Source organism: Paenibacillus sp. G34, from assembly GCF_056856875.1.
This window is the reverse complement of record NZ_CM166469.1, coordinates 2,029,587-2,050,779: the sequence shown is the minus strand read 5'-3', so window position 1 is coordinate 2,050,779 and position 21,193 is coordinate 2,029,587. Positions and strand designations below refer to the sequence as shown.

General features: G+C 46.7%; 16 protein-coding genes. 2 read left to right on the top strand and 14 right to left on the bottom strand.

Translation table 11 applies throughout. The annotated features are described in order from the left end of the window. Positions 1–19: 19 nt before the first annotated feature. The 9 genes from AC1VYS_RS09395 to AC1VYS_RS09355 all read right to left on the bottom strand — a co-directional run bounded on the left by AC1VYS_RS09395 (position 20) and on the right by AC1VYS_RS09355 (position 9,999). Complete coding sequence (locus AC1VYS_RS09395) at positions 20–1,834, bottom strand: ABC transporter ATP-binding protein (protein WP_482914016.1); 1,815 nt, start codon at positions 1,832–1,834, stop codon at positions 20–22. 20 nt (positions 1,835–1,854) lie between these two features. Next, positions 1,855–3,051, bottom strand: a complete 1,197-nt coding sequence (locus AC1VYS_RS09390; protein ID WP_482914015.1) for a nucleotidyltransferase domain-containing protein — start codon at positions 3,049–3,051, stop codon at positions 1,855–1,857. Beyond that, a complete protein-coding gene (locus AC1VYS_RS09385; protein WP_482914014.1) occupies positions 3,041–3,523 on the bottom strand; it encodes a lasso peptide biosynthesis B2 protein in 483 nt (160 codons plus the stop codon). The genes AC1VYS_RS09390 and AC1VYS_RS09385 overlap by 11 nt, the downstream gene beginning before the upstream one ends. Positions 3,524–3,527: 4 nt before the next feature. Continuing rightward, the gene (locus AC1VYS_RS09380; protein ID WP_482914013.1) at positions 3,528–3,827 is read right to left on the bottom strand and encodes a lasso peptide biosynthesis PqqD family chaperone; all 300 of its coding nucleotides are present in this window, start codon (positions 3,825–3,827) and stop codon (positions 3,528–3,530) included. Further along, complete coding sequence (locus AC1VYS_RS09375; protein ID WP_482914012.1) at positions 3,824–4,771, bottom strand: aldolase; 948 nt, start codon at positions 4,769–4,771, stop codon at positions 3,824–3,826. Before AC1VYS_RS09375 ends, AC1VYS_RS09380 begins: the two co-directional genes overlap by 4 nt. Positions 4,772–4,906: 135 nt before the next feature. After that, on the bottom strand, positions 4,907–5,044 hold the full coding sequence (locus tag AC1VYS_RS09370) for a paeninodin family lasso peptide (RefSeq protein ID WP_251502676.1): 138 nt from the start codon (positions 5,042–5,044) through the stop codon (positions 4,907–4,909). 36 nt (positions 5,045–5,080) lie between these two features. Then, a complete protein-coding gene (locus AC1VYS_RS09365; protein ID WP_482914011.1) occupies positions 5,081–7,012 on the bottom strand; it encodes an asparagine synthase-related protein in 1,932 nt (643 codons plus the stop codon). After that, positions 7,009–8,277 (bottom strand): sulfotransferase family protein, encoded by a 1,269-nt coding sequence (locus tag AC1VYS_RS09360; protein WP_482914010.1) that lies wholly within the window; start codon positions 8,275–8,277, stop codon positions 7,009–7,011. The genes AC1VYS_RS09365 and AC1VYS_RS09360 overlap by 4 nt, the downstream gene beginning before the upstream one ends. A 357-nt stretch (positions 8,278–8,634) precedes the next feature. Beyond that, positions 8,635–9,999: an MFS transporter gene (locus AC1VYS_RS09355; RefSeq protein WP_482934507.1), complete on the bottom strand. Its 1,365-nt coding sequence runs from the start codon at positions 9,997–9,999 to the stop codon at positions 8,635–8,637. A gap of 233 nt (positions 10,000–10,232) precedes the next feature. On the opposite strand from AC1VYS_RS09355, the gene yhbH reads away from it, so the two are divergent. Both yhbH and AC1VYS_RS09345 read left to right on the top strand, forming a co-directional pair. Further along, positions 10,233–11,399, top strand: a complete 1,167-nt coding sequence (gene yhbH / locus AC1VYS_RS09350) for a sporulation protein YhbH (RefSeq protein ID WP_123065012.1) — start codon at positions 10,233–10,235, stop codon at positions 11,397–11,399. After that, positions 11,396–12,832 (top strand): SpoVR family protein, encoded by a 1,437-nt coding sequence (locus AC1VYS_RS09345; RefSeq protein ID WP_090919979.1) that lies wholly within the window; start codon positions 11,396–11,398, stop codon positions 12,830–12,832. The genes yhbH and AC1VYS_RS09345 overlap by 4 nt, the downstream gene beginning before the upstream one ends. Positions 12,833–12,939: 107 nt before the next feature. Here the strand turns inward: AC1VYS_RS09345 and AC1VYS_RS09340 are convergent, their stop codons facing one another. From AC1VYS_RS09340 to AC1VYS_RS09320, 5 genes are all read right to left on the bottom strand, one after another. Continuing rightward, positions 12,940–13,218, bottom strand: a complete 279-nt coding sequence (locus tag AC1VYS_RS09340; RefSeq protein ID WP_482914008.1) for a hypothetical protein — start codon at positions 13,216–13,218, stop codon at positions 12,940–12,942. Positions 13,219–13,221: 3 nt separating this feature from the next. After that, positions 13,222–13,455, bottom strand: coding sequence for a hypothetical protein (locus AC1VYS_RS09335; protein ID WP_482914007.1), 234 nt, complete (start codon positions 13,453–13,455; stop codon positions 13,222–13,224). 189 nt (positions 13,456–13,644) lie between these two features. After that, entirely contained in the window at positions 13,645–16,128 is a 2,484-nt protein-coding gene (locus tag AC1VYS_RS09330) for a putative bifunctional diguanylate cyclase/phosphodiesterase (RefSeq protein ID WP_482914006.1), read from the bottom strand. A gap of 291 nt (positions 16,129–16,419) precedes the next feature. Continuing rightward, positions 16,420–19,689, bottom strand: coding sequence for an endo-1,4-beta-xylanase (locus tag AC1VYS_RS09325; RefSeq protein ID WP_482934506.1), 3,270 nt, complete (start codon positions 19,687–19,689; stop codon positions 16,420–16,422). Positions 19,690–20,059: 370 nt separating this feature from the next. Continuing rightward, positions 20,060–21,091 (bottom strand): LacI family DNA-binding transcriptional regulator, encoded by a 1,032-nt coding sequence (locus AC1VYS_RS09320; protein ID WP_482914004.1) that lies wholly within the window; start codon positions 21,089–21,091, stop codon positions 20,060–20,062. Positions 21,092–21,193 lie beyond the last annotated feature (102 nt).

The following is a 21,193-nucleotide window of genomic DNA, read 5'->3' as shown; positions in this document are numbered from 1 at the left end:
ATAACGCATAACTTTCAGTTTACTGTCCGGCTGCGCCAGCTTGCATATGAAGCAGCTTGCTGAATGTGCCTGCCGAGTCCATAGATAATTGCTGATAACCACCTTCTTGGATGACACGCCCTTCTTCCAGGACGATTACACGGTCTGCCGTTCGAATGGTGGATAATCGATGTGCAATGACAATAATGGTGACATGCCCTTTCAATTGTTCGAGCGCTTCATGGATATGCTGTTCATTTTCACTGTCCAGTGCACTTGTTGCTTCATCCAGTACGAGCACAGAAGGATTGCGAAGCATGGTTCGAGCCAAAACCAGACGCTGACGTTCACCACCCGACAAGCGTATCCCACGGTCACCTATAACGGTATCCAAACCTTGAGGAAGCCTGCGAACGAATGAAGCGGAGGAGGAAAATTGAAGAGCCCGCCACATCTGCTCTTCACTAGCGTCTGGATCAACCAGACGTAAGTTTTCACGAATGCTTGTATGGAACAAAAAAGGATCTTGCGACACATAACCGATCGAACTTCGCCAGTTCAATAACTGTTCCTCGTTCAAAGGTTTTCCGTCGATCAAGATACGACCGTCCTCAGGCTTCACCAAGCCCATAATAAGATCAATAAGTGTGCTTTTCCCCGCCCCGGACTTCCCTACAATAGCAGTCATGCCTTGAGCCGGAATAGACACCTGCACGTTCTTTAATGCATATGTGTCACTTCCCTCGTAACGGTAATTCACGTTTTCACAAACGATATCGCGAACCAGATCGATGGCTACCACAGGCTGAGCAGCAGCAGATGCAGAACTATTGGACAGTTGTCCCATTGAACCCTTTTCACTTATCTCACGGCTTTTTTCCGTCTGTACCTGCAGCTCTCTCACCATCCGAAATGCAGGCAGCATCGAGCTGATATACTCCATATTGGACTGAATTGCGGTAAATCTCGGCCATAATCGTGAAAAAATTAAAATAATCAAGAGTAGGCTGGCTGGAGGCACCGACATCACTTGTAGAGAAAGATAGATAAACGCCGCGATAATCAATGCCGCAGACACCCGATGTATGAGCTGTGTACCCGTGTTCAGTTGACTGAACTGCACCACATTACGCTCGATCTGCCTGCACATGCGGTCAAACCAGCGAATATGTGAATTTTCCAGCATATTACTTTTGATGTCCTTAATCCCGTTAAAGTGCTCGGTGATCCCGTAATAGTAGCTTTGCGAGAATTCCGAAGTCTGATCCCCAATCTGTTTGGCACGTTTAACGAATTTTCTTAACAGTACGAATAATAACAAACCACTGACAAGTACAAGTGCTGTCAACTTGGCGGATAACCAGAAAGCGAGGCCGATCTGAATCCCCGTAAAAATGAGAGAAGCTGCCATTTGCAACATTAGATTTGTTCCCTGACTAACACGAGCGAGCTCTGTTGTTAATATATGGTTAAAATCGGATTTTCGTTTTTGGAGGAAAAAAGACCACTGTGCTCTAAGGATCGCACTATAGGTTTCCAAGCGCAATGTTCGTACGAATTGCTGCTGAATACGGGTACTGCGGATGGTCTGCAGACGCTGCATCCATGCCTGTCCAGAGACGATAAATACAAAAGCGGACAAAACAAGTATCAATTGACCTTTTTCCGGAAAATGACGGAGTGCCTCGGTTAACCAGGGTATATGTATGCCAGATGTCCCCATCTCAAAAACACCGATTAAACTAAGCATAGGAACGAGCATATATATGCCGATCCCTTCCATTAAACCGATACAGATCATAGCCAGCAGATTCCAATATAAAATGGGTCCGGCAACCTGATGTAGTTTTCTCATAAAATATTTTAATTCAGAAATCATACTTTTCCCCTCTCTGTCATCGAGCTTCGTTTGAAACGCCGCCAGAACCAGAGAAACGGACGTAACGGAAAGTACAGAAAAAACAAAGGACGTGGAAGCGGCAGTTGATGCACGTCCCAGGTACTTGGATATAAACGTTCAATAAAGAAAAACCATTTCTGCTTGGGGCTTCGAAGGGCAAACAAATAGGATCGATAGTTGTGCAGTTCTTCCGGACTGTTCAACATATCATTCATAAACAGCGCACCTTCTCTTGCTAATCGTTTTCCCGCGCGCTCGCGCATAGCCATGATCAATGTGTATGGCTCATTCAGCGGTGTATGCAGCAGACCCGAGGCAAGATGTAATGCCTGCGAACCAATCGATAATCGGCCCTCTGCTTTCAAACGCCGCTCTACCTTTTTCATATCCATAGGCATGGTGCGAATCATCTGATCGATGTCCAGTAGCCACCGCAGTCTGAACCAGCCATGTCTTGCACCATGTGTCACCAGATAAACCCACAAATCTTCTCTTTCCAACATACGTACAGGTGTCTGGGTATATGAGCTGAACCGGCTTCGTTTCCACAACAACTCAAAATCGGTTTCTCGGCCAGAGTCAGGATTAAGCCGCCAATGGACCTCCACTTGAGTCCGCTTTTCGGGATGAATATAACAGATGTGATGTTCCCTCCACTTCCAGCTGCGAACCGTGAGTGCCCTCTCGCCCTCCTTACGCTGATAACCGAGATCCGTGAGAATGCGTTCCGCCGTCTCGACCTCTTGAACTGGAATCAGAATATCCAGATCTTTGGACGTTCGCATGGACACATCACCATAAAGATCATGTGCCAGAGCAGGTCCTTTCAAAGTAATCGTACGAATGCCCCGCTCCCGAAATGCTCCGCACACTTGCTCCATCTCAGCCGTTAAATGCAACATACGGAAGGTATTGGTTGTATACTGCTGCTTCAAACTCATCATCACTGCCTCGGGAACAAACGGAAGGTTCATTTCTTTTAATTTCACATAAATGACGGAATACAAACGATGATGAACCACAAGCTGTACAAAAAGAGACCAATTGATATCGCGCACCTGGCCCGCAATCTCCTTGGAAGTTAGAACTGTAAGATCACCTCTAAGCATACTCAAGATCAGCTTGAGTTCCCCCGGAAACCCTTTTGAATACCATTCCGTTTCATGAGTCATAGACAATCTCTCCAGATCCCTTCTCAGGACATCGATTGCCAAACACGCCGACCACCGTATATTGGTCCATCGTATCCGCTCCTGTCACGATCAGCTTCCCGCTCCGCAGCCAGGCGTGTGCCATCAGTTGTCCTTGCTTATTCCGTGCAGTGCCCATATATAACGTACTTGCGATATTACGCCGTTCCAGCATTTTCATTGCAGCTATGGCCATGACGAGGCATTGACTTTCCCATAACGTATATTTACTAGCTATCATAACGGCTTTCGATATGTTCCTTATTTCAACCACTTGATTGCGATTCAGTCCAGTAACAGGCGTCTCAACCATGGGCGTACCCAGCCCCGGAGCAATTTTGGCAAATGGTCTTGCCTTCTGGATACGTGCCCATCCCAGCAAGATATAAGACTCCCATATCAAACGCCGCATCGTACCCGAGAGTGAGAAATACGCCTTCACTTTACTAAACATTGTCCTACACTCCGCGCGAAATGTTGATTAAACCTTCACTTGAGAGGTGTTCCAAAAAAGCCACAACCTGATCACGGCATTGTTCTGCCTGAATGTCATATTCTGTAGCAAGCGTCTCAATCAATTCATTCAGCGTTCTCTTTTCTGCAATCAGTTCCCAGATTCGTCCGCCTGTACTTCCCAGATTGTAATATTTCCCGGAACTGATGCTCATCATCACCTTTTCGCCACCCATATCACTGACCAAGTTGCCATCCTTCCGGGTTACGACGTCATTTGCATCGATAGGTGTAATTGCTGTCATATTTCTATATGCACTCCTTTGCGTATATGATTAATGATCCGATCCACCATCTCAAATGCTGTAAAATTGTGCCCCGTTCTGCTCATTCTGTTAATCTCCACACTGGCTGAAAGTCTTGATGCTGTTTCAAACAACCATTGGGCGAGTCCTTGGCGTTTCACCAGTCCACTGCGAAAGGTATGAGAGCAGAGCAAGTGCAGACGTTCGAGACCCCTTACCTCCTGCAACTGCACAGAACCAGATTCCTGATCCGGCTCAGGTACAAGTTCGTAGATTCCCCCAAGTGGAACAGCCCTCTCGTAAAAGTAGTGCTGAACCGGTATGGCATATTTCGTAATTTCAGCATGCACGGTTGCATAATCCTGCTGTTTCATACCGAAACCGTCCAGACTGGGTTGCCATAATTTCTGCTGGGGATATCCAGGGGACACGATGGCCCTCCCTCCAGCATCCCAGGTTAAGGCAACTACATCATCAGTGAGAAGAGGGTACCCGCGTGATGCCAGTGCCGCTGACAACGTGGACTTTCCTGCTCCGGAATGACCGACGAACGCGTATGCCCAGCCATCAATTACAACTGCGCTACCGTGCAATGGAAGAATGCCCCGTTGCATCATAATTACGGACATGCATGTTCCGAGGATAAACAACCGGACTTTTTTTTCATCGGCTCCAGATACTGGAGAGACAACGATCCTTTGCCCGTGCTCCATTAAAAACAGACCCGTATCTTCGATTCTGAAAAAAAGACAACCGTCACGCGCCACAAAGTTGGCGCTGCCAACATCCCATTTATCCCATAACCCTGCCAGATCAAATGACTCGATCTGTACATCAGCTATATCCTGCTGTGTTTCGGCAATCATAGCTGCACGCTGCAACTCAGGCATCGGAATCTGACTCAACCAGCGTAAACCATATGCTTCATAGTACAAAGGCAACAATAAGGGCGCCTCCTTCATTTTTAGATATGAAAAAAGCCCTGATATTCACAAGCTCAATATTAGGGCGGAGGCGAAAAAGCTGGATTGGTTGCATTTCCGCCCTTTAAGTATGAACTAGCTGGGGAAACTACAAAATTAGGACGTTGGATCGTACAAGTCGGCATCGTGAACAGTGATCCAGTCAATTTGTCTGTATCCTACCCCTGCCATCGTTTCATTCACATCCAACACTTCAAGAACGGGTGCTTGCCATTCCTTTTTTTCGTTTTGCATTGTATTCACCTCCTTTCAAGAGCTGTATGCTCTAGATCAAAACTTTTGAATAAAGCGATATACAATCAAACTGTGCATCATCAAACGCAAATCGGGATGGGATGCGAGTTCGGGCTTGGGACTTGGAAAATTAGCCAGAGCTGATTTAATCCGATCCGTGTTTAATATGCCTGCTACCTGGCTGTCAGAACACAAGGTTTGCAGTTCCGAAGTAAATGCCTGCCAGTCAGGTAAAATACGATGTAGCCAATCTGCCGGCTGTACTCCCCGCACACGCTGATTGAGTCTTACCTTATCCGGCAATTCCGGTGATGTAGCTCGGCGAATGAGCGAACGATCCGTTCCCTGTCTTACATACTGCTCAATCGGCACAGAGAGACAAAATTGGATCACTCTTGGATCACTTGTAGGATCGCGTTCCCATGCCCGGTAACGAAGGGAACATTTGGTGGCGACGGCCCCATTTTTATTCGCGATCGCCAGATTGTTGAACTTGTCGGCTCGTACCTGAAGTGCATCAGCTCGTGCACCGCCCTGTAGCACAAGGATGGATTTGAGCCGATCCAGCACGCCCGTTCTCTGAGCCAACTCCGGATGAATTAATTGAGTACCTGCAGGCTGTGCTGTCCCTTTGTTTTTACCTTTAAACCAGTCAGGAAAAGCTTTACGGCCTGTGATCCGGGCAATGCGTGAGAATGCCATGCCTGTTCGTTCGCTGTACTGTTGCATCTCACGGAACCAGCGGAAATATCGGCCACTTTTCAATAAACTGGCGTAATAGTCAAGTGCAGGGCCCCAGGAGATCGTAAAATTACCACGTGCGCCTGTTAGCAAAATACCCGCATCCTGTTCACTCGCTTTTTCATAAAATCCGCGGATCCAGAAAGAATTCTCAAAGTATTTATAAGGCATCTCCATCATGTTCAGCCATGTATCCACCTCACTGAGCGGACTGCGTCCTTCGAAATCCAGATAGTTTTCCGAGATATTGCCTACGTGATTAACGGTAGAACGAATAAATGGTCGCTCGTCTGCTAGTAACGTTTTCGACGTATAATCCGTAAAATCCGGAACAGGCACGTAGCTGTACGCATGCAGCTGTTTCCCCTGGCTTCGGAGCGTTCCAGAAGCAAAACCGGCAACAGCTCCTGAATCCAATCCGCCACTTAATGCCGCTGCCACTTGCCTGTGCGTTCGTAATCGCGAGCCTACAGCTTGGCTGAACACATCACGAAAAGCTTCCACATATTCTTCATCTGACTTGAGCTGAAGCGGTTCGACATCATCCCAACGATGATATTGTCTAAGTTCAATCTTCCCGTTTCGGAACGTCAACGTGTGTGCAGAGGGCAGTTGATTCACTCCCCGATACACCGTGGAATGAATATTTGCCGAATCATGCATTTCAGGAATGGCCAGAAATTCGGATAACCAGTTTTCGTCAAGTGCCTTCTGCACCCCTCCAAGCTCAAGCAATGGCTTCATTAATGTACAGAAAGCGAACCTTGAACCGTCATGACGGTAATAAAACGACCTCATACCTGTGATATCCCTCGCAGCAAACAACATGCGCCGGCGTTCATCCCAGATCGCAAATACAAAGTCCCCAAGTAGGTGACCGGCCACACCTTCTCCCCAGCGCTGATACGCTCTTAGAATCAATTCGCTGTCCGCCAGTCCAGCCAGCTCTGCTCGTGAAATCTGCAACTGATCCGCTAGCTGTTCCCGATTATCCAGAATGGCATCTGCGGTGATGGTCAATCGGCTATCTTCATCATAAAGAGGCAATTTCTCGTTCACAGACTCCAGCGTGATCCACTGGGCATGACAACTGAGGAATGCTTCATCTCCCTTCCATACCCCTGTGGTATCCACCGGGATATGTCCAAGACTCGCATAGAGCCGCCAGCTGTCCTCCCATAGAGCTTGCTGACCTTCTGTATGTACGATTCCAGCTATGGCACTCATGACTTTCCTCCCCGAACGATCTTGCGCTGGGATGCCCATGCGCTGATTCGATGACCAAATGGTATCCATGATTTTATACGATGTAATTTGCTGTGGGCAGCATGCAGCTGTTTCTTCAATCGTTCCCGCTCCGTATACCCACGTTCCAGCCGCTGATCCGCTGCTCGAAGAGCTGCCTGCAGCTGTCTGATCGTGGCCATAGCGGCTAGTGACGGGTCAATCTTGGCGCTTTCCTTTTCCTCACTGCCGCTGTGGATCGGAGACCGATCCTTGGCTCCATTCATCGGTGCATTCATTCGGTAATTCGGCTGCCAACGGCACTCCGTAGCCACCGCGAGCTGTTGCCCAAGCCGCTCTAGTACCTCCTGATCAGGCTCCGCCTGAAAGCGGACTCCTGTCCACTGTTCTGCCGCTTGCAACTGTTCACTGTATCCCATCCTATGAAATAGATTCGCTCCGAGCACACGGCAATACAGTTCAACTTCTTGCCGTTCGAGTATATTTTTCCAGTTGTTAACAGAATCTTGATGAGCCTCCTGATGAGATGAAAGGAACGGATCCCCCACCCCCATACTGTAGAACATGTCAGCTTTCGTACTATGAACAAACTGTCCATAACGCTCCATGCCTTGTTCATAAGAGATACCTAGAAAAGCGCATAACTTCTCAAGTTCTTCCTGTGGTCTCATGGCGAGCTGCTCATACTTCAATTCGTAGGCGCATGGATGAGCCTCGGCAAAATAATCATTTAATCGAGTTAGTCCAAGCGTCAGATCTATGGCTTTCATATTGAGTTTTGAACTATTGAGACTTTGGATCAGATCAAAACTTTCGCCGGTATGGCGATTTACTTTTTTAAAGGATGCCGCTACAGAAAGGGGATTACGCTGAAGATGAATGCGTCTGGACTGCGGAAACAACCGATCCAGCCATTCAAGCATATAATAATAACGCGGAGATTTATCAACGATGAAGTCTGCTCCGCTCCCTTCCAGGAATCCATTATAAATTTCGAGAGCAAAGCTTCTGCATGCCTTTTCGAAAACATCTTCGGACACCATCGCTTGATAAAATTGACGGATGATGGAACTGCCACCGTAAGCGCGAGAGTCAGCCTTGGACAAATCGACGAGATTCATCAGAAACCACATCTCCTGCGTGGCAAATATGCGACTATGATTTTGCAACATAACGGTGGATAACGAACTGCCACTGCGGGGAACGCATAATAAAAAGATAAGTCCGTTTCCTTGCGTATCTATCAATGGCAGCCTCTCCTCTGTAAATTTATAAGAATATGCGGTGGGATCGGATCGACCGAATGATCATTGCCTCGTTAATGACAGGAAATTTCGACACTCTAGGATACAATATGTATTTATACCTTTACTCTATGATACAAAATGTATCATGTCAATCTTTTATTTTCACCTTTTCATAATTTATTCGTTTGCCCCTGATCTAAGTACGTAACAATGCAAAAAAGCCTCCAGATCCTGTTATGAGATGAACAGAATCTGCAGACCGCGATAATCAATAACCGATACGACACAATGACCATATCAATCTTATCTAAACCAAACTGACCTAAGCTAACCGAACCAAATCTAACTAAAGTGAACTTATCCGGTAAAAGTAACTCCGTTCCCTTTTCCCCTCATACCCATGCTTTGAATACGTTCCAGTTCTTCCTGGTCGGCTGACCGGGCATCCTGCATACCTTTCTGCACCTGTACCGTCAACAATACCGCAATGCCTGCTACAAAAAAGAAGATCAGCGACAGAATCCCCCAGCGGGTAGAACCTGTAATCTGTCCCACGTAACCAAATACAAATGGGCCAAAGATCGATGCGAACTTCCCTGTAATGTTAACAAATCCAAAGTACTCCCCCGTTCGTCCAGCCGGCATCAGATTGCTAAACAGGGAACGCGCCGTCGATTGACTAATGCCCTGCACAACGCCAACCAACCCTGCGAGCACATAAAAGTGAAGAGCTTGGGTCATAAAGTAGCCAAGTATAACGATACAAATATAAACACTCAAACTTACCAATAACACCTGCTTTGCTCCCCACCGCTGCGCCCAAGCACCCAGAAGCAGTGTACAAGGAAACCCGATGAATTGCGTAATTAGCAGCGCCAACATCAAATCCGATGTGCCAATGCCAATGCTTGTCCCATAGATTGTGGCCATCAGAATAATGGTATTAATCCCGTCATTGAAAAACCAGAATGCGACCAACATCCGAAGCAACTGTGGAAAACGCCGGATCTGACCAAAGGTTTGCCGTAATCTGCGTATGCCAACCTTTGCGTAACCTGTTACGGATGCAGGCAACTCAGGCGAGGCTGGTCTTCTAGGTGCATAGCGGAAGATCGGAAGGGAGAACAGTAGCCACCACAGCGAAACTGAAATGAATGCAAGCCGCGTGCCGGCAAGTGTACTGGGCATTCCGAACCAGCCCGGCTGCTGAATCATTAACAGATTGATTGCAAGAAGGAGTCCTCCGCCAATATAACCATAGGCGTAACCTTTGGAGGACACCATATCTCTTCGTTCTGCAGGAACTAAATCCGGTAGCATCGCATCATAGAACGTATTCCCGCCCGCAAATCCAATCGTGGATAAAACCAGAAGAGCAGACGCAAGCAACCAGTCTCCTTCCCCAACTGCACTGAAGCCGAGCGTCGCCACAATTCCGGTTATCGCAAATACACGCAGGAAATCTCCTTTTCGTCCCGATAGATCAGCCAGTGTTCCCAGCAGCGGGGTTAACAGCGCCACACATAACATTCCAATCGAATGTGTATAAGCAAGGTAAGAAGCCGCAGTATCTTTGTCAAGTGTCGCCGCAGCCACAGAAGCATAGAATACAGGCAGCACCGCCGCCAGTACGGTTGTTGCATAAGCCGAATTGGCCCAGTCATACATAATCCACGCTTTTACTGCACGTTTATCCACACGTAATCCTTCCTTTACATGCATCAGGGTTCGATGCTTAGAATCAGACCTTTTTCTCTATTGTAAAGGAAAGATATCACATATGATCATGGTTTTTGTAAAATTTAAACATATACCTCGCTTCAACCTATTGTAAAACGAATTCGGCGCAATTCATTCATTTTAGTTGAGATCGCATCACATATCATCCCCGCCCGTGAATATACTTAATTACCGACAGGCCAAACTGTGCCGCGTAATCAATGGGGGGTGCCTACATGTCAAATTCACACCAGCCTTACTCTTTCGTCGTATCCCGGGAAGATTGGTCGCTTCACCGCAAAGGGTACCAAGACCAGCAGCGCCATCAGCAAAAGGTGAAAGATGTCATTAAGCAAAATCTGCCCGATCTGATTACTGAAGAAAATATCATCATGTCCGATGGACAACAAATCATCAAGGTACCCATCCGTAGTCTGGATGAGTACCGTTTTGTGTATAACTATCAGAAGCAAAAACATGTCGGCCAAGGGGACGGCGATAGCCAGGTGGGTGATGTCATCGGCCGTGATCCTGCGTCCCAGAAGCCAGGCAAAGGCGAAAAAGCTGGCGATCAACCAGGTCATGACATTGTGGAAGCCGAGGTCAGCATCGAGGAATTGGAAGATATCCTTTTTGCCGAACTGGAATTGCCGGATCTGAAACAAAAGGATAAAGATTTAATCGAGACACATACCGTGGTCTTCAACGATATTCGCAAAAAAGGCATGCAGTCCAACATTGACAAGAAACGTACGATATTGGAAAATCTGCGCCGCAATGCAACAACGGGCAATCCGGGCATTCATCACATCAGTCCGGATGATCTCCGTTACAAGACGTGGGAAGACAAAATCATTCCACAGTCCAATGCGGTCATTATCGCGATGATGGATACATCCGGGTCGATGGGATCATTTGAGAAATACTGTGCCCGTAGTTTTTTCTTCTGGATGACCCGTTTTCTTCGTCGTCAGTATGAGAAAGTCGAAATTGTGTTTCTGGCTCACCATACGGAAGCCAAAGAAGTGACGGAAGAGGAATTTTTCACTCGTGGCGAAAGCGGCGGTACGATCTGTTCATCTGTATATATGAAGGCACTAGATATCATTGATAAACGTTACCCGCCTTCGAGTTATAACATCTACCCGTTCCACTTCTCAGACGGCGATAATCTGACCTCGGATAATGAGCGGTGTGTGAAGTTGATCGGCGAATTAATGAAGCGCAGCAACATGTTTGGTTATGGTGAAGTGAATCAATACAATCGAAGCAGTACACTCATGTCTGCTTACCGCCATATTAAGATGGATCAGTTTATGTATTACGTCATCAAGGAAAAAGGCGAAGTGTACAAAGCGCTCCGCAGCTTTTTTCAAAAAAGAGAAGGAGGCAGCCTGGGATGACCGATGAAATCCGCGAACTTGAATACGCGATTGCTGAAATTATGGAGATTGCCGATGGATTCGGCCTCGACTATTACCCGATGCGCTACGAGATCTGCCCGTCGGATATCATCTACACCTTTGGTGCTTACGGCATGCCAACGAGGTTCAGCCACTGGAGCTTTGGCAAAACGTTTCACAAGATGAAAATGCAATATGATTTTGGCCTGAGCAAAATTTATGAACTCGTCATCAATTCCAACCCTTGTTACGCCTTCCTGCTGGATGGCAACTCTCTGATTCAGAACAAATTAATCGTCGCCCACGTGCTCGCACACTGCGACTTTTTCAAAAACAATGCCCGCTTCTCCAAGTCCAACCGCAACATGGTCGAGAGTATGGCAGCTACGGCAGATCGGATCAGCAATTATGAGATGGAATATGGCACAGAAGCCGTTGAATCCTTCATCGATGCAGTGATCGCTATTCAGGAGCATGTGGACCCACAGCTCATCAAGCCGAGGCACCTAGACAAACAACGTTACATGGAGATGAAAATCCGCGAACAGCGTGGTGATAAAGCCCCTAAACCGGAAGGTCAATATGACGATCTGTGGTCGCTCGACAATCTGCAAACCGAGGAAAAGTCCACGGACAGTTTGCAGGTGCACCATTTTCCACCTGAACCGGAGAAAGATATTATGTGGTTTATTCAAGAGTTCTCCGAGGTGCTCACCGATTGGCAGCGGGATATTATGAGTATGATGCGTGAGGAAATGCTCTATTTCTGGCCACAGATGGAAACGAAAATCATGAACGAAGGCTGGGCTTCGTATTGGCATCAACGTATTATACGCGAACTTGATCTGAGCAGTGAGGATACCATCGAATTTGCCAAGCTGAATTCTTCTGTTGTGCAGCCGTCCAAGCAAAGTTTGAACCCTTATTACCTGGGACTGAAGATCTTTGAGGATATCGAACGCCGCTGGGATCACCCCACGCGAGAGGAACAGGAACGATGGGGGCGCCAGCCAGGCCAAGGCCGAGCCAAAATGTTCGAGGTACGCGAGTTCGATTCAGATACTTCCTTTATCCGTAACTACATGACCAAAAAGTTAACCGAAGATCTCGACCTCTATGTGTTTGAGAAAAAAGGTCCAGACTGGAAAATCACCGACAAGTCTTGGGAAAACATCCGCGACCAGCTTGTATTTTCCCGTATTAACGGCGGCTCTCCCTATCTGGTCGTACAGGACGCAGACTATCTGCGTACCGGCGAACTCGTATTGAAACATCAGTATGAGGGGATCGAGCTGGATCTGAAATACATGGAGCGCACGCTCCCGTATCTGTACCGTCTCTGGGGACGTACGGTGCATGTGGAGACCCGTGTGGAAGATAAACCGATCTGGTTCACCTATGACGGCAAAAAGCACCATCGCAAGTTTTTATAGGCGGGAGTGACGAAGTTCGGATATATCATGAAAAACAAAAAAGAGGCAAGTTCCAGATACTACTCAGGAACTTGCCTCTTGGCCGTTTATACATGATTTTCCGAAGACTAGAATCTATATTTGCGATTCATCGCACTATGCTTAAAAGACGTAATTACATAGCTTTCCCCGCTTTCCATTACTTTGTAAGATACAACGTAACGATCCACGATACAATAATATGTATTGTGGTACTCACGGGATGGCATTAATGTACCCATGGTAACCACCTTTTGTTCCACTCTACGAATCAAATTAACCTTATACTCCATCGTTTCTTGATCTGTAAAATGTTCACTCTTGATCTGACGAAGTCGATTCATCGCCGTTGCGGTCCATTGAACCATCAATTACAGCTCACCACGCTTCACCAGTTCAATCAGGTCATCTGTTGAATACAGCTTGCCTTGCTCGATGTCTTTCTCGGATGCTTCAATCATTTGTCTTATTTCCGGATCGGAATCCAAATCATCCACCGGGTTATACACTTCATATTCCAAGCCTGCAATACGAATAAATTCCTTATGATCTTTCTCATAGGATTCAATGACGGTGCCATCAGGAGCTTTCAGACTAAAGTTCATCCCTTGCAACCTCCTTTGATGAAATCACAACATCTTCTGATGAAATGTTTAATCTGATTATAGCATATAACCAAGTAAGAACTTAGTCACCCACTGTGATATTCCTGTATTTAATCATTTCTCATTTGTATCTTAGAACAGAAAAGCGGCAAGTTCCCGATACAGATCGAGAACTTGCCGCTTGGCCTGTTATACCGAATGAAACACCGTGTTACGTTCTCCCAGCAAACGCAAGGGTACAAAGAAATTGTTTTCCACTTCATTGGCTGGTAAAGGCCTGCTGAAATAGTAACCCTGGATCTCCCGACAGTCATTTTGCATCAAAATATCGAGTTGGCCTTTGGTCTCAATCCCTTCTGCAATCACTTCCATCTTGAGATTCTGAGCCATCGAGATAATTGTGGCTACGATTGCCTGATCACTGTGGCTTTCGGTGATATCCGTGACAAACGAACGGTCGATCTTGAGTTTGTGGATCGGGAAATGCTTCAGATAACTCAGTGAGCTATATCCCGTGCCGAAGTCGTCCAGACTGATCTTCACACCTAGAGCGGAGAGCTCGTTTAGAATTGCCGTGGATACCGCTGCATCCATCATCATGCTCTCTGTGATTTCCAGTTCCAGATATTTGGCTTCCAGCCCTGTCTCAGTTAAAGCATTCTGTACCTGCTCCACCAGGTTGGACTGGTGAAATTGCTGGCTGGACAAGTTCACAGACACCGGAATAAGCGGCCCGCCACTAGCGTGCCACAGCTTCATCTGTCTACAGGCTTCACGAATCGTCCAGTTACCAATATCGTAGATCATGCCGGTCTCCTCGGCCAGCGGGATAAATACATCGGGGGCAAGCAACCCTTTAAGCGGGTGTTGCCAGCGAATCAAAGCTTCTACCCCGATCATTTGGCTGTCCAGCGTACGAATCTGCGGCTGATAGTACAGCACCATCTCATTACGCTCCAGTGCTTTCCTTAGATAACCTTCGAGCTCAATCCGTTCATAAAGTTCAGAGTCGAGCTGAGCCGTATAGAACTGGTAACCATTCTTGCCATTTTTCTTCACCTCATACATGGCGGAGTCGGCATGTTTAATCAAAGCATCCGTTCCAACCCCATGTTCAGGGTACATGGAAATACCGATACTGGCTGTAACGTAAAAATCATTTTCCTTTAAACGATAAGGTTGCTTAATCGCTTCCACAATTTTTTCTGCAAGTCGAACCACTTGTTTCTCATCCGCTTGTTCTCCTGTGACTACCATGGTAAACTCATCCCCGCCCATTCTGGCTAGCGTAACATTAGAGGTTGCCTGAGGGTGAGAAGCTTCGATTACGGTTACAATCCGGTTACTCACTTCTTTCAGAAACACATCCCCGATGGAATGTCCCAGAGAGTCATTAATCATCTTAAACCGGTCAATGTCCATGACCATGACAGCAAACTTATTCTGTTTCTGTTCACAGACATGTATCGTAGAAGCCAGCACTTCATCCAGTTTGCGTCGGTTAGGCAACCCTGTAAGTGGATCATGCAGAGCCTGATGTCGAATATTTTGCTGTGCCTGGGTCTCTTCTGTAACATCTTTAATCAAGATATGGCTCCCGACATGGGTGTCATCAATGATGACCGGAATGACCGCAATACTTAGATCAAGGAGTTCATCTTGTGTATTTCTCATTTTCGCCATGTAATGCCGCTGTTGCAATTCCTGGTTGTCCCACTTGTGAACGTTATCCTTACTAGAACACTGTACACTGATCTGCTCAATAATCTGGTTAATCGGGCGGTCAATCACCCTCTTCTCAGGATATCCAGTAATTGTAGTGACTACAGCGTTAATGCCTTTAATGATCCCTTCGCGATCTACGGAAACGATGGCATCCGAATGATTATGGTACAGGGCATGATACCACTGTTCATTTTCACGAATACGTTGATCTTTCTGAATCATCCGTTGATTGATAAAATTACCGAATAACGTGAGACCAATGGCCACAATCGTTCCCGCTGTAATAAGGTACGCAATAACCTCTGACTCCAGCTGTCTGCTGAGACTTTCAGGAATGACTTGAACTTGATGAAAATGAGCTGCTGCCATTCCGGTGTAATGCATGCCTGTAATGGCCAACCCCATAATGAGTCCACTTCCTATTTTGTAGATCCAATGATGTTTAGATTCCGGACGATTGAAAAAAAACATCAACCACAGCGCTGCATAGGAAGCAAGTGCTGCGATTAGAACGGATAACGTTACAAGGGCCGGCTCGTAGGTAATCGGAATCGACATCGCTGCCATGCCCACATAATGCATAGAGGTGATACCTGCAGTCAGCAACAATCCGGCAAAAACAAGTTTACCAATTCGGTTGGACGGGCGACCTGCAAATTCCAATGCTACCCCCGACGCGATAATAGCTAACAATACGGACAAGATCACCTTATCCATGGAATAGGAGACGTGCATAGGCAGCACAAAAGCGATCATGCCAACAAAGTGCATCGACCAGATACCCAGTCCCATAGAGATTGCCCCGCAAGCAACCCATAAGTGACGCGCCCTTCCACTCGTCAAAGATACACGGCCTGCAAGATCAAGTGCTGCATAAGAGGCTAACGACGCGATGAAATAGGATAAAATAACAAGTTGTAGATTGTACGTGCCATGTATGTGCTCCACTCACTCTGTCCTTTCAGCAGGGTAATGCTCATATGTATGTTAAATGTAAAAAAGAAGCGAGTGCGCTGCCTGGATGACAGGCACTCCCTCCTTAGCATTTGACTTTGCGACTAGCGACTTAGTCATAAACCGATTGGCACACAATGAAACCCGCTAATGATGAATGTTTATAGTCTAAACGTCCTAGCTCTGAAAATCAACACTTATTTCCAGAAGCACAGCGTATTTCACCCTAGTCACTCAATAGTTTCACTTCATTAAACATCCTGATCTAAAGCGTATTCAGTAGTTCTACTTCTTCACCAATAGCAGACTACCGAATCCAGACGTATCGCGGTACGAATTGCCTGAAGGATCGCTCCACATGAAAACACTGCTACGTTTGCCATCCCCTGCACCGTCATCATTCACCTGAAGATCGAAACCAATCCATTTGCTTTGCTTGGAGCTAACATTTTCCAGTGGAATGGCTGCCTCCACCACGTATCCATCTTTCGTCAGACGTGTACTTGATTTGAACAACTCTTTACGGGCGTTGCCTCCAAACGAAGTTTCGTTATCGAAGTTAACTCGATACTGAGCATCATCGTCCTCATAACTACTCGTTTGATTTTTATTCAGATCAATGAATAACTCAATGGAGTCCTGCTCATGTGCATTCGCGCTTTTTTTGCTGAGTAAAGGATCTTTGACATCAGCGAGCACGTAGAGATATTTTTCATCCCACAGCAATTTTGCCTTTGCCTTGGCACCGGCATTTCCGGCAACCTTAACATCCGTTGTGATGGTCACTGCTTTTTTCCATACCTTATCTTCCTTACCATCTACAATAGGAGTGCCATACGTAACTTTGACTTGTTTCAATGCCGGTCCCAGCTTAAGCTTGCCCCGACTTTCCTTTTTCTGTGGTTGCTGATTATTCGTATCGTTCCAGACAATAATGGACGTTTTACCGTCAGGCTGTTTATCCGTGATACGGAAATCCAGAGATAATAGTTTGCCTTCGGCTAGATCAGCTGCGGAGAACGGTAGTGATGCATAGACAATATATCCCGATTTATTCTCCTTCACTTCGTACAGCTTCTGATCTTTGCCTTTGCCGCCATCCCGATTGAAAATGTATTGCCCATCTTTCGGTGTCGTACTTTTCTTGCTCGTTGCCAAATCTTCCGGGCTGACAAACACTTCTACCTGGTCGCCTTTCTGACGTGTGGCGTCTTTAACTTCAATACGCAGGTTCAGTTTTTTCCCATCCCATAATGTCTTCACTTGACCTGTAGTACCTGCTGCGCCTTCGATGACATGTGAAACCGGCTTAGCCTGAACAGCTCCCCAGAGAATATCCTCCTGCCCTTTACGGTCTGGCAAGGATACTTTGGATTGTGCGGCTGTCCATTCATTTCGATATACAGGCAAGGACGCCGGATCAACTAACGCCCAGTATGCCGGTTTGGCTTTCAGTTTGCGGTCAAACAGGAGTGGTGCATCCTTTCTGCCTTTGACAGGGAAATCATCCAGCCATGTACCGTCGTCTGCAAGTCCCCATAACGTCACACTGTCCATGACACCACGATCGTCAAACTCTTTGAACAGGTCAAACAACGCGCGGTATCGATAAGCCTGCTCCAGCATCATCTCATCCGTTACAGGTTTCTCCTGCTCCGAGTTCCCTGAATAGATCGACATATCCAGCTCTGTTACTTGAATGTGAACCCCCAGAGCAACCGCCCGGTTGAATGCTTCACGAATTTGTTTTATATCCGGTCCATACATGGACACATGCATTTGAAAACCGATGGCATCAATCGGTGTACCTTTAGCCAGCAGTTTCTCTACAAGTTTGACCATATCGTTCATTTTGCTGACGCTGCCTTCAATACCGTAATCATTGATTACCAGTACCGCATCAGGATCAGCCTCCCGCGCATAACGGAAAGCCAGTTCAATGTAGTCACTGTCATCTCCGTCGCCGTCTACATCGCCAATGATATCCCGCCATTTCGAATTGCTGGCCTGATCACGCAGACCGCCGCCATCCGAGATGACTTCATTGACAACATCCCAGGTATGCACTTTGCCCTTGTAACGGCTCACAATCGTTTGAATATGTGTTTTCATACGTTTCAGAAGTTGCTCACGTGTGGCTGGCTTGGATGGATCATTTGGATCGGTAAAGAACCAATCCGGCACTTGACTGTGCCAGAGCAACGTATGACCTCTGACCTCCATATTGTTCGCTGCAGCAAAGTTAACCAGCCGGTCTGCCTCAGACCAGACAAAGTTGCCTTCTGTCGGCTGCATGGCATCCATTTTCATGAAGTTGCCTGCAGTAATACTTTTAAAATGTTTCTTAAGCAGATCCGAGTGCGGATCTTGTGGATCTAGAGCCGTTTGGTCAATCGCTGCGCCAAGAGCATAAGATGTCCCCAGCGTTTTGGCCAAATCCGGGATATCCTTCTCAATTGCGATCGCTTCCGTCGCTGTAATCTGAACATCATCAATGTAGAACGGAATCGTGTCTGTCTCTGTCACTTCAGAAGACTGCTTCCACGGTGTCTCGGCATACATCCGCAATCCGCTTACACCCGTGCTCTCTGCCGGCACGATGACATCTGCTTCGATCTTCTTCCACTCGCCTTTATTCAGCGTAGTGGAAGCAAAGGTTGCATATTCCAGCTTAGTTGCGTCACCGTTAAATTCCTTCTCCAATGAGCCATTGATCACCTGTGTTGCCGGCCCTTCATCATACATCGCCCAGAAGGAGACATGAACTGTACTTCCCTTTTGTAAGTAAGGCAGTACCTCTACCAATGGTCCATGATAAGTTTCCGTTCGGGAGGAAGTTTTCAAACTATGGTTACTATTGTGTCCGATGCCGCTGACTACCTCCAGCTTTTCAGTACCACGAGGCTTCCATTTTCCGATATTCCCATCTTCAAAATTAGCGTTAAACAAAGCTTTGCCCGGTTCTCCAGGTTCTCCCGGCTCACCCGGATTCTCTGAAGCAGGTTTAACAAGACGAATCTGGAATTCGTCTAACAAATAAGCCGCTGTTGCATCCGTGCTCTCCAGATACAGTTGCAGGCCACTGCCTTGCTCATAACTATATTGCCCTTGCAGCTTCACCCATTTCTGATCGGTTACTTGCTCGGCTGCGTTAACCTGATCGTACTGCGTATCCCCGTTGCCATCGAGGCGTTCCACGGTGAATTTCAGATTAGCCGGTGCTGAACCAGCAACCAGTTTGACATAACCAGAAATTTCAACGACAGCATTCTTGTTTACCACATCAGACAATGACAGTGAAGGCCCATTCCAGGCTTCCGTACGTCCCGTTGTTTTCAGGGAATGTGTACCTTGGTATGCCTGATCCCCAGTCACCCCAACCGTCACTCCGCCCCGGGCTGTCCAGCCTTGAGTTGTTCCATCCTCAAACGAATGAGACAACAAAATGTCACCTGCATTCGCTGCACTTGCCTTCTGTTCTCCTGCTCCGATCCCTGGCAGCAAACTAAAGATTAAAACTGCTGCCAAGCATAACCTCAACCATTTTCCCCGCACGTAAACTCCTCCTTGTGAAATTCGTCATCCATCCTGTAACGCGGTCAAACATCGGGCATTTCACAAACACACTTCTGCATGCATGGATATCCTCTGCTGGTCTGTTAACTGGCAACAATTCATGTTGCACGGATGGGATCAGGAACATTCAATGCACGGTCCTTAACCTCCTCAAGTGAGCCTGATTGCGCCCAGGGGTACCTGCTTTACTTTTAAGTAAGCGGTTACATTATCAAATTTATGTCATGATACCTTTTACTGTAAATATGGAAATTTAGTGTCCACCCCCCTCTTTTTATACTTATGAGCGCTGCTTATGCCGTTCGCTCTGCAAAAGTAACGTATTATTCGGTAACAAAAAAAGCACAGCCTATGGCTGTGCAGGTAGCTCTGGATACGTTTCATTTACTGGAGCTGTCGTCTGTCGAACAATTAAATTCGATGGCTCAGTCACGACAGGAGGTGTATAGGTTGGATTTTCAATCATCGCAATCAGATATTCAATCGCTCGAATACCTATGGTGTAGATATTCTGATTCACCGTTGTTAGTCCCGGCTTAAACACCTCAGCATAATACGTATTGTCGAATCCGACCACTGAGATATCCTCTGGCACACTGAAACCATGTTTCTCAATCTCATGGATCGCGCCAAATGCAGACATATCCGAGGCACAGATGATCCCTGTAGGTTGTTCCCTAAGAGCTAGCAAACGCCGAGCTGCCTTGGCACCGCCATCAAATGAGTAGTCACAGACTTCCAGATAGATCGTTGCATAAGGAATGCCGCATAAACGAAGCCCTTCCTTGTATCCATCTAAACGAAGGTTAGCTACAGCAGGTCCAAGTGTACCTGAAATGTAGGCAATCTTGCGATGCCCAAGCTCATGCAGATGCTTCACTGCCATAGCAACACCATTTACATTGTCTGTCGTAATGTAACCTGCACGTTTGCCAAACAGATCGGTATCAATAAACATCGTTGGAATCTCTGCTGAGACTAGTTCCTGAATGCTTTTATTTTCCCGGCCTTCCCCGAAAACGACAACGCCATCCACATTTCGGCTACGGCAGTGCTTGATGAAAGAATATGTAGGGTCATCAAATCGTGTTGATAATCGAACAAGATCATAACCGCTATTTTCCAAGGCTGTTTTGATACCTTCAAGTAACTCGGACACAAACGGGTTCGTAAACGGAACCGTAAGCAATACCCCTACTGTCCATGAACGACGTTTAACCAGTCCACGAGCAACCACATTAGGTTGATATTTTAATAGTTCGATAGCTATATTCACTTTTTTGCGTGTTTTTTCACTAACATCCGGATAGTCGTTCAATACTTTGGAAACGGTTGCAACAGATACTCCCGCTTCTTTGGCTACATCATGGATAGAAGCCATCTCATCACCTCGACCTCTTTTTAAATCGCCTGTCTCCAGCTATATTTCTATAACAACAGCAGGTTTGTCTACCCATTATAGCTTATTACAGCCGGAAACGGT

Bases quoted from the DNA above. Each gene is read 5' to 3' on its own strand.
- AC1VYS_RS09365 (WP_482914011.1), bottom strand. From the start codon at position 7,012: ATGAGTGCCATAGCTGGAATCGTACATACAGAAGGTCAGCAAGCTCTA.
- AC1VYS_RS09395 (WP_482914016.1), bottom strand. From the start codon at position 1,834: ATGAGAAAACTACATCAGGTTGCCGGACCCATTTTATATTGGAATCTG.
- AC1VYS_RS09320 (WP_482914004.1), bottom strand. From the start codon at position 21,091: ATGGCTTCTATCCATGATGTAGCCAAAGAAGCGGGAGTATCTGTTGCA.
- AC1VYS_RS09385 (WP_482914014.1), bottom strand. From the start codon at position 3,523: ATGTTTAGTAAAGTGAAGGCGTATTTCTCACTCTCGGGTACGATGCGG.
- AC1VYS_RS09335 (WP_482914007.1), bottom strand. From the start codon at position 13,455: ATGAACTTTAGTCTGAAAGCTCCTGATGGCACCGTCATTGAATCCTAT.
- AC1VYS_RS09345 (WP_090919979.1), top strand. From the start codon at position 11,396: ATGACCGATGAAATCCGCGAACTTGAATACGCGATTGCTGAAATTATG.
- AC1VYS_RS09390 (WP_482914015.1), bottom strand. From the start codon at position 3,051: ATGACTCATGAAACGGAATGGTATTCAAAAGGGTTTCCGGGGGAACTC.
- AC1VYS_RS09370 (WP_251502676.1), bottom strand. From the start codon at position 5,044: ATGCAAAACGAAAAAAAGGAATGGCAAGCACCCGTTCTTGAAGTGTTG.
- yhbH (WP_123065012.1), top strand. From the start codon at position 10,233: ATGTCAAATTCACACCAGCCTTACTCTTTCGTCGTATCCCGGGAAGAT.
- AC1VYS_RS09340 (WP_482914008.1), bottom strand. From the start codon at position 13,218: ATGGTTCAATGGACCGCAACGGCGATGAATCGACTTCGTCAGATCAAG.
- AC1VYS_RS09380 (WP_482914013.1), bottom strand. From the start codon at position 3,827: ATGACAGCAATTACACCTATCGATGCAAATGACGTCGTAACCCGGAAG.
- AC1VYS_RS09355 (WP_482934507.1), bottom strand. From the start codon at position 9,999: ATGCATGTAAAGGAAGGATTACGTGTGGATAAACGTGCAGTAAAAGCG.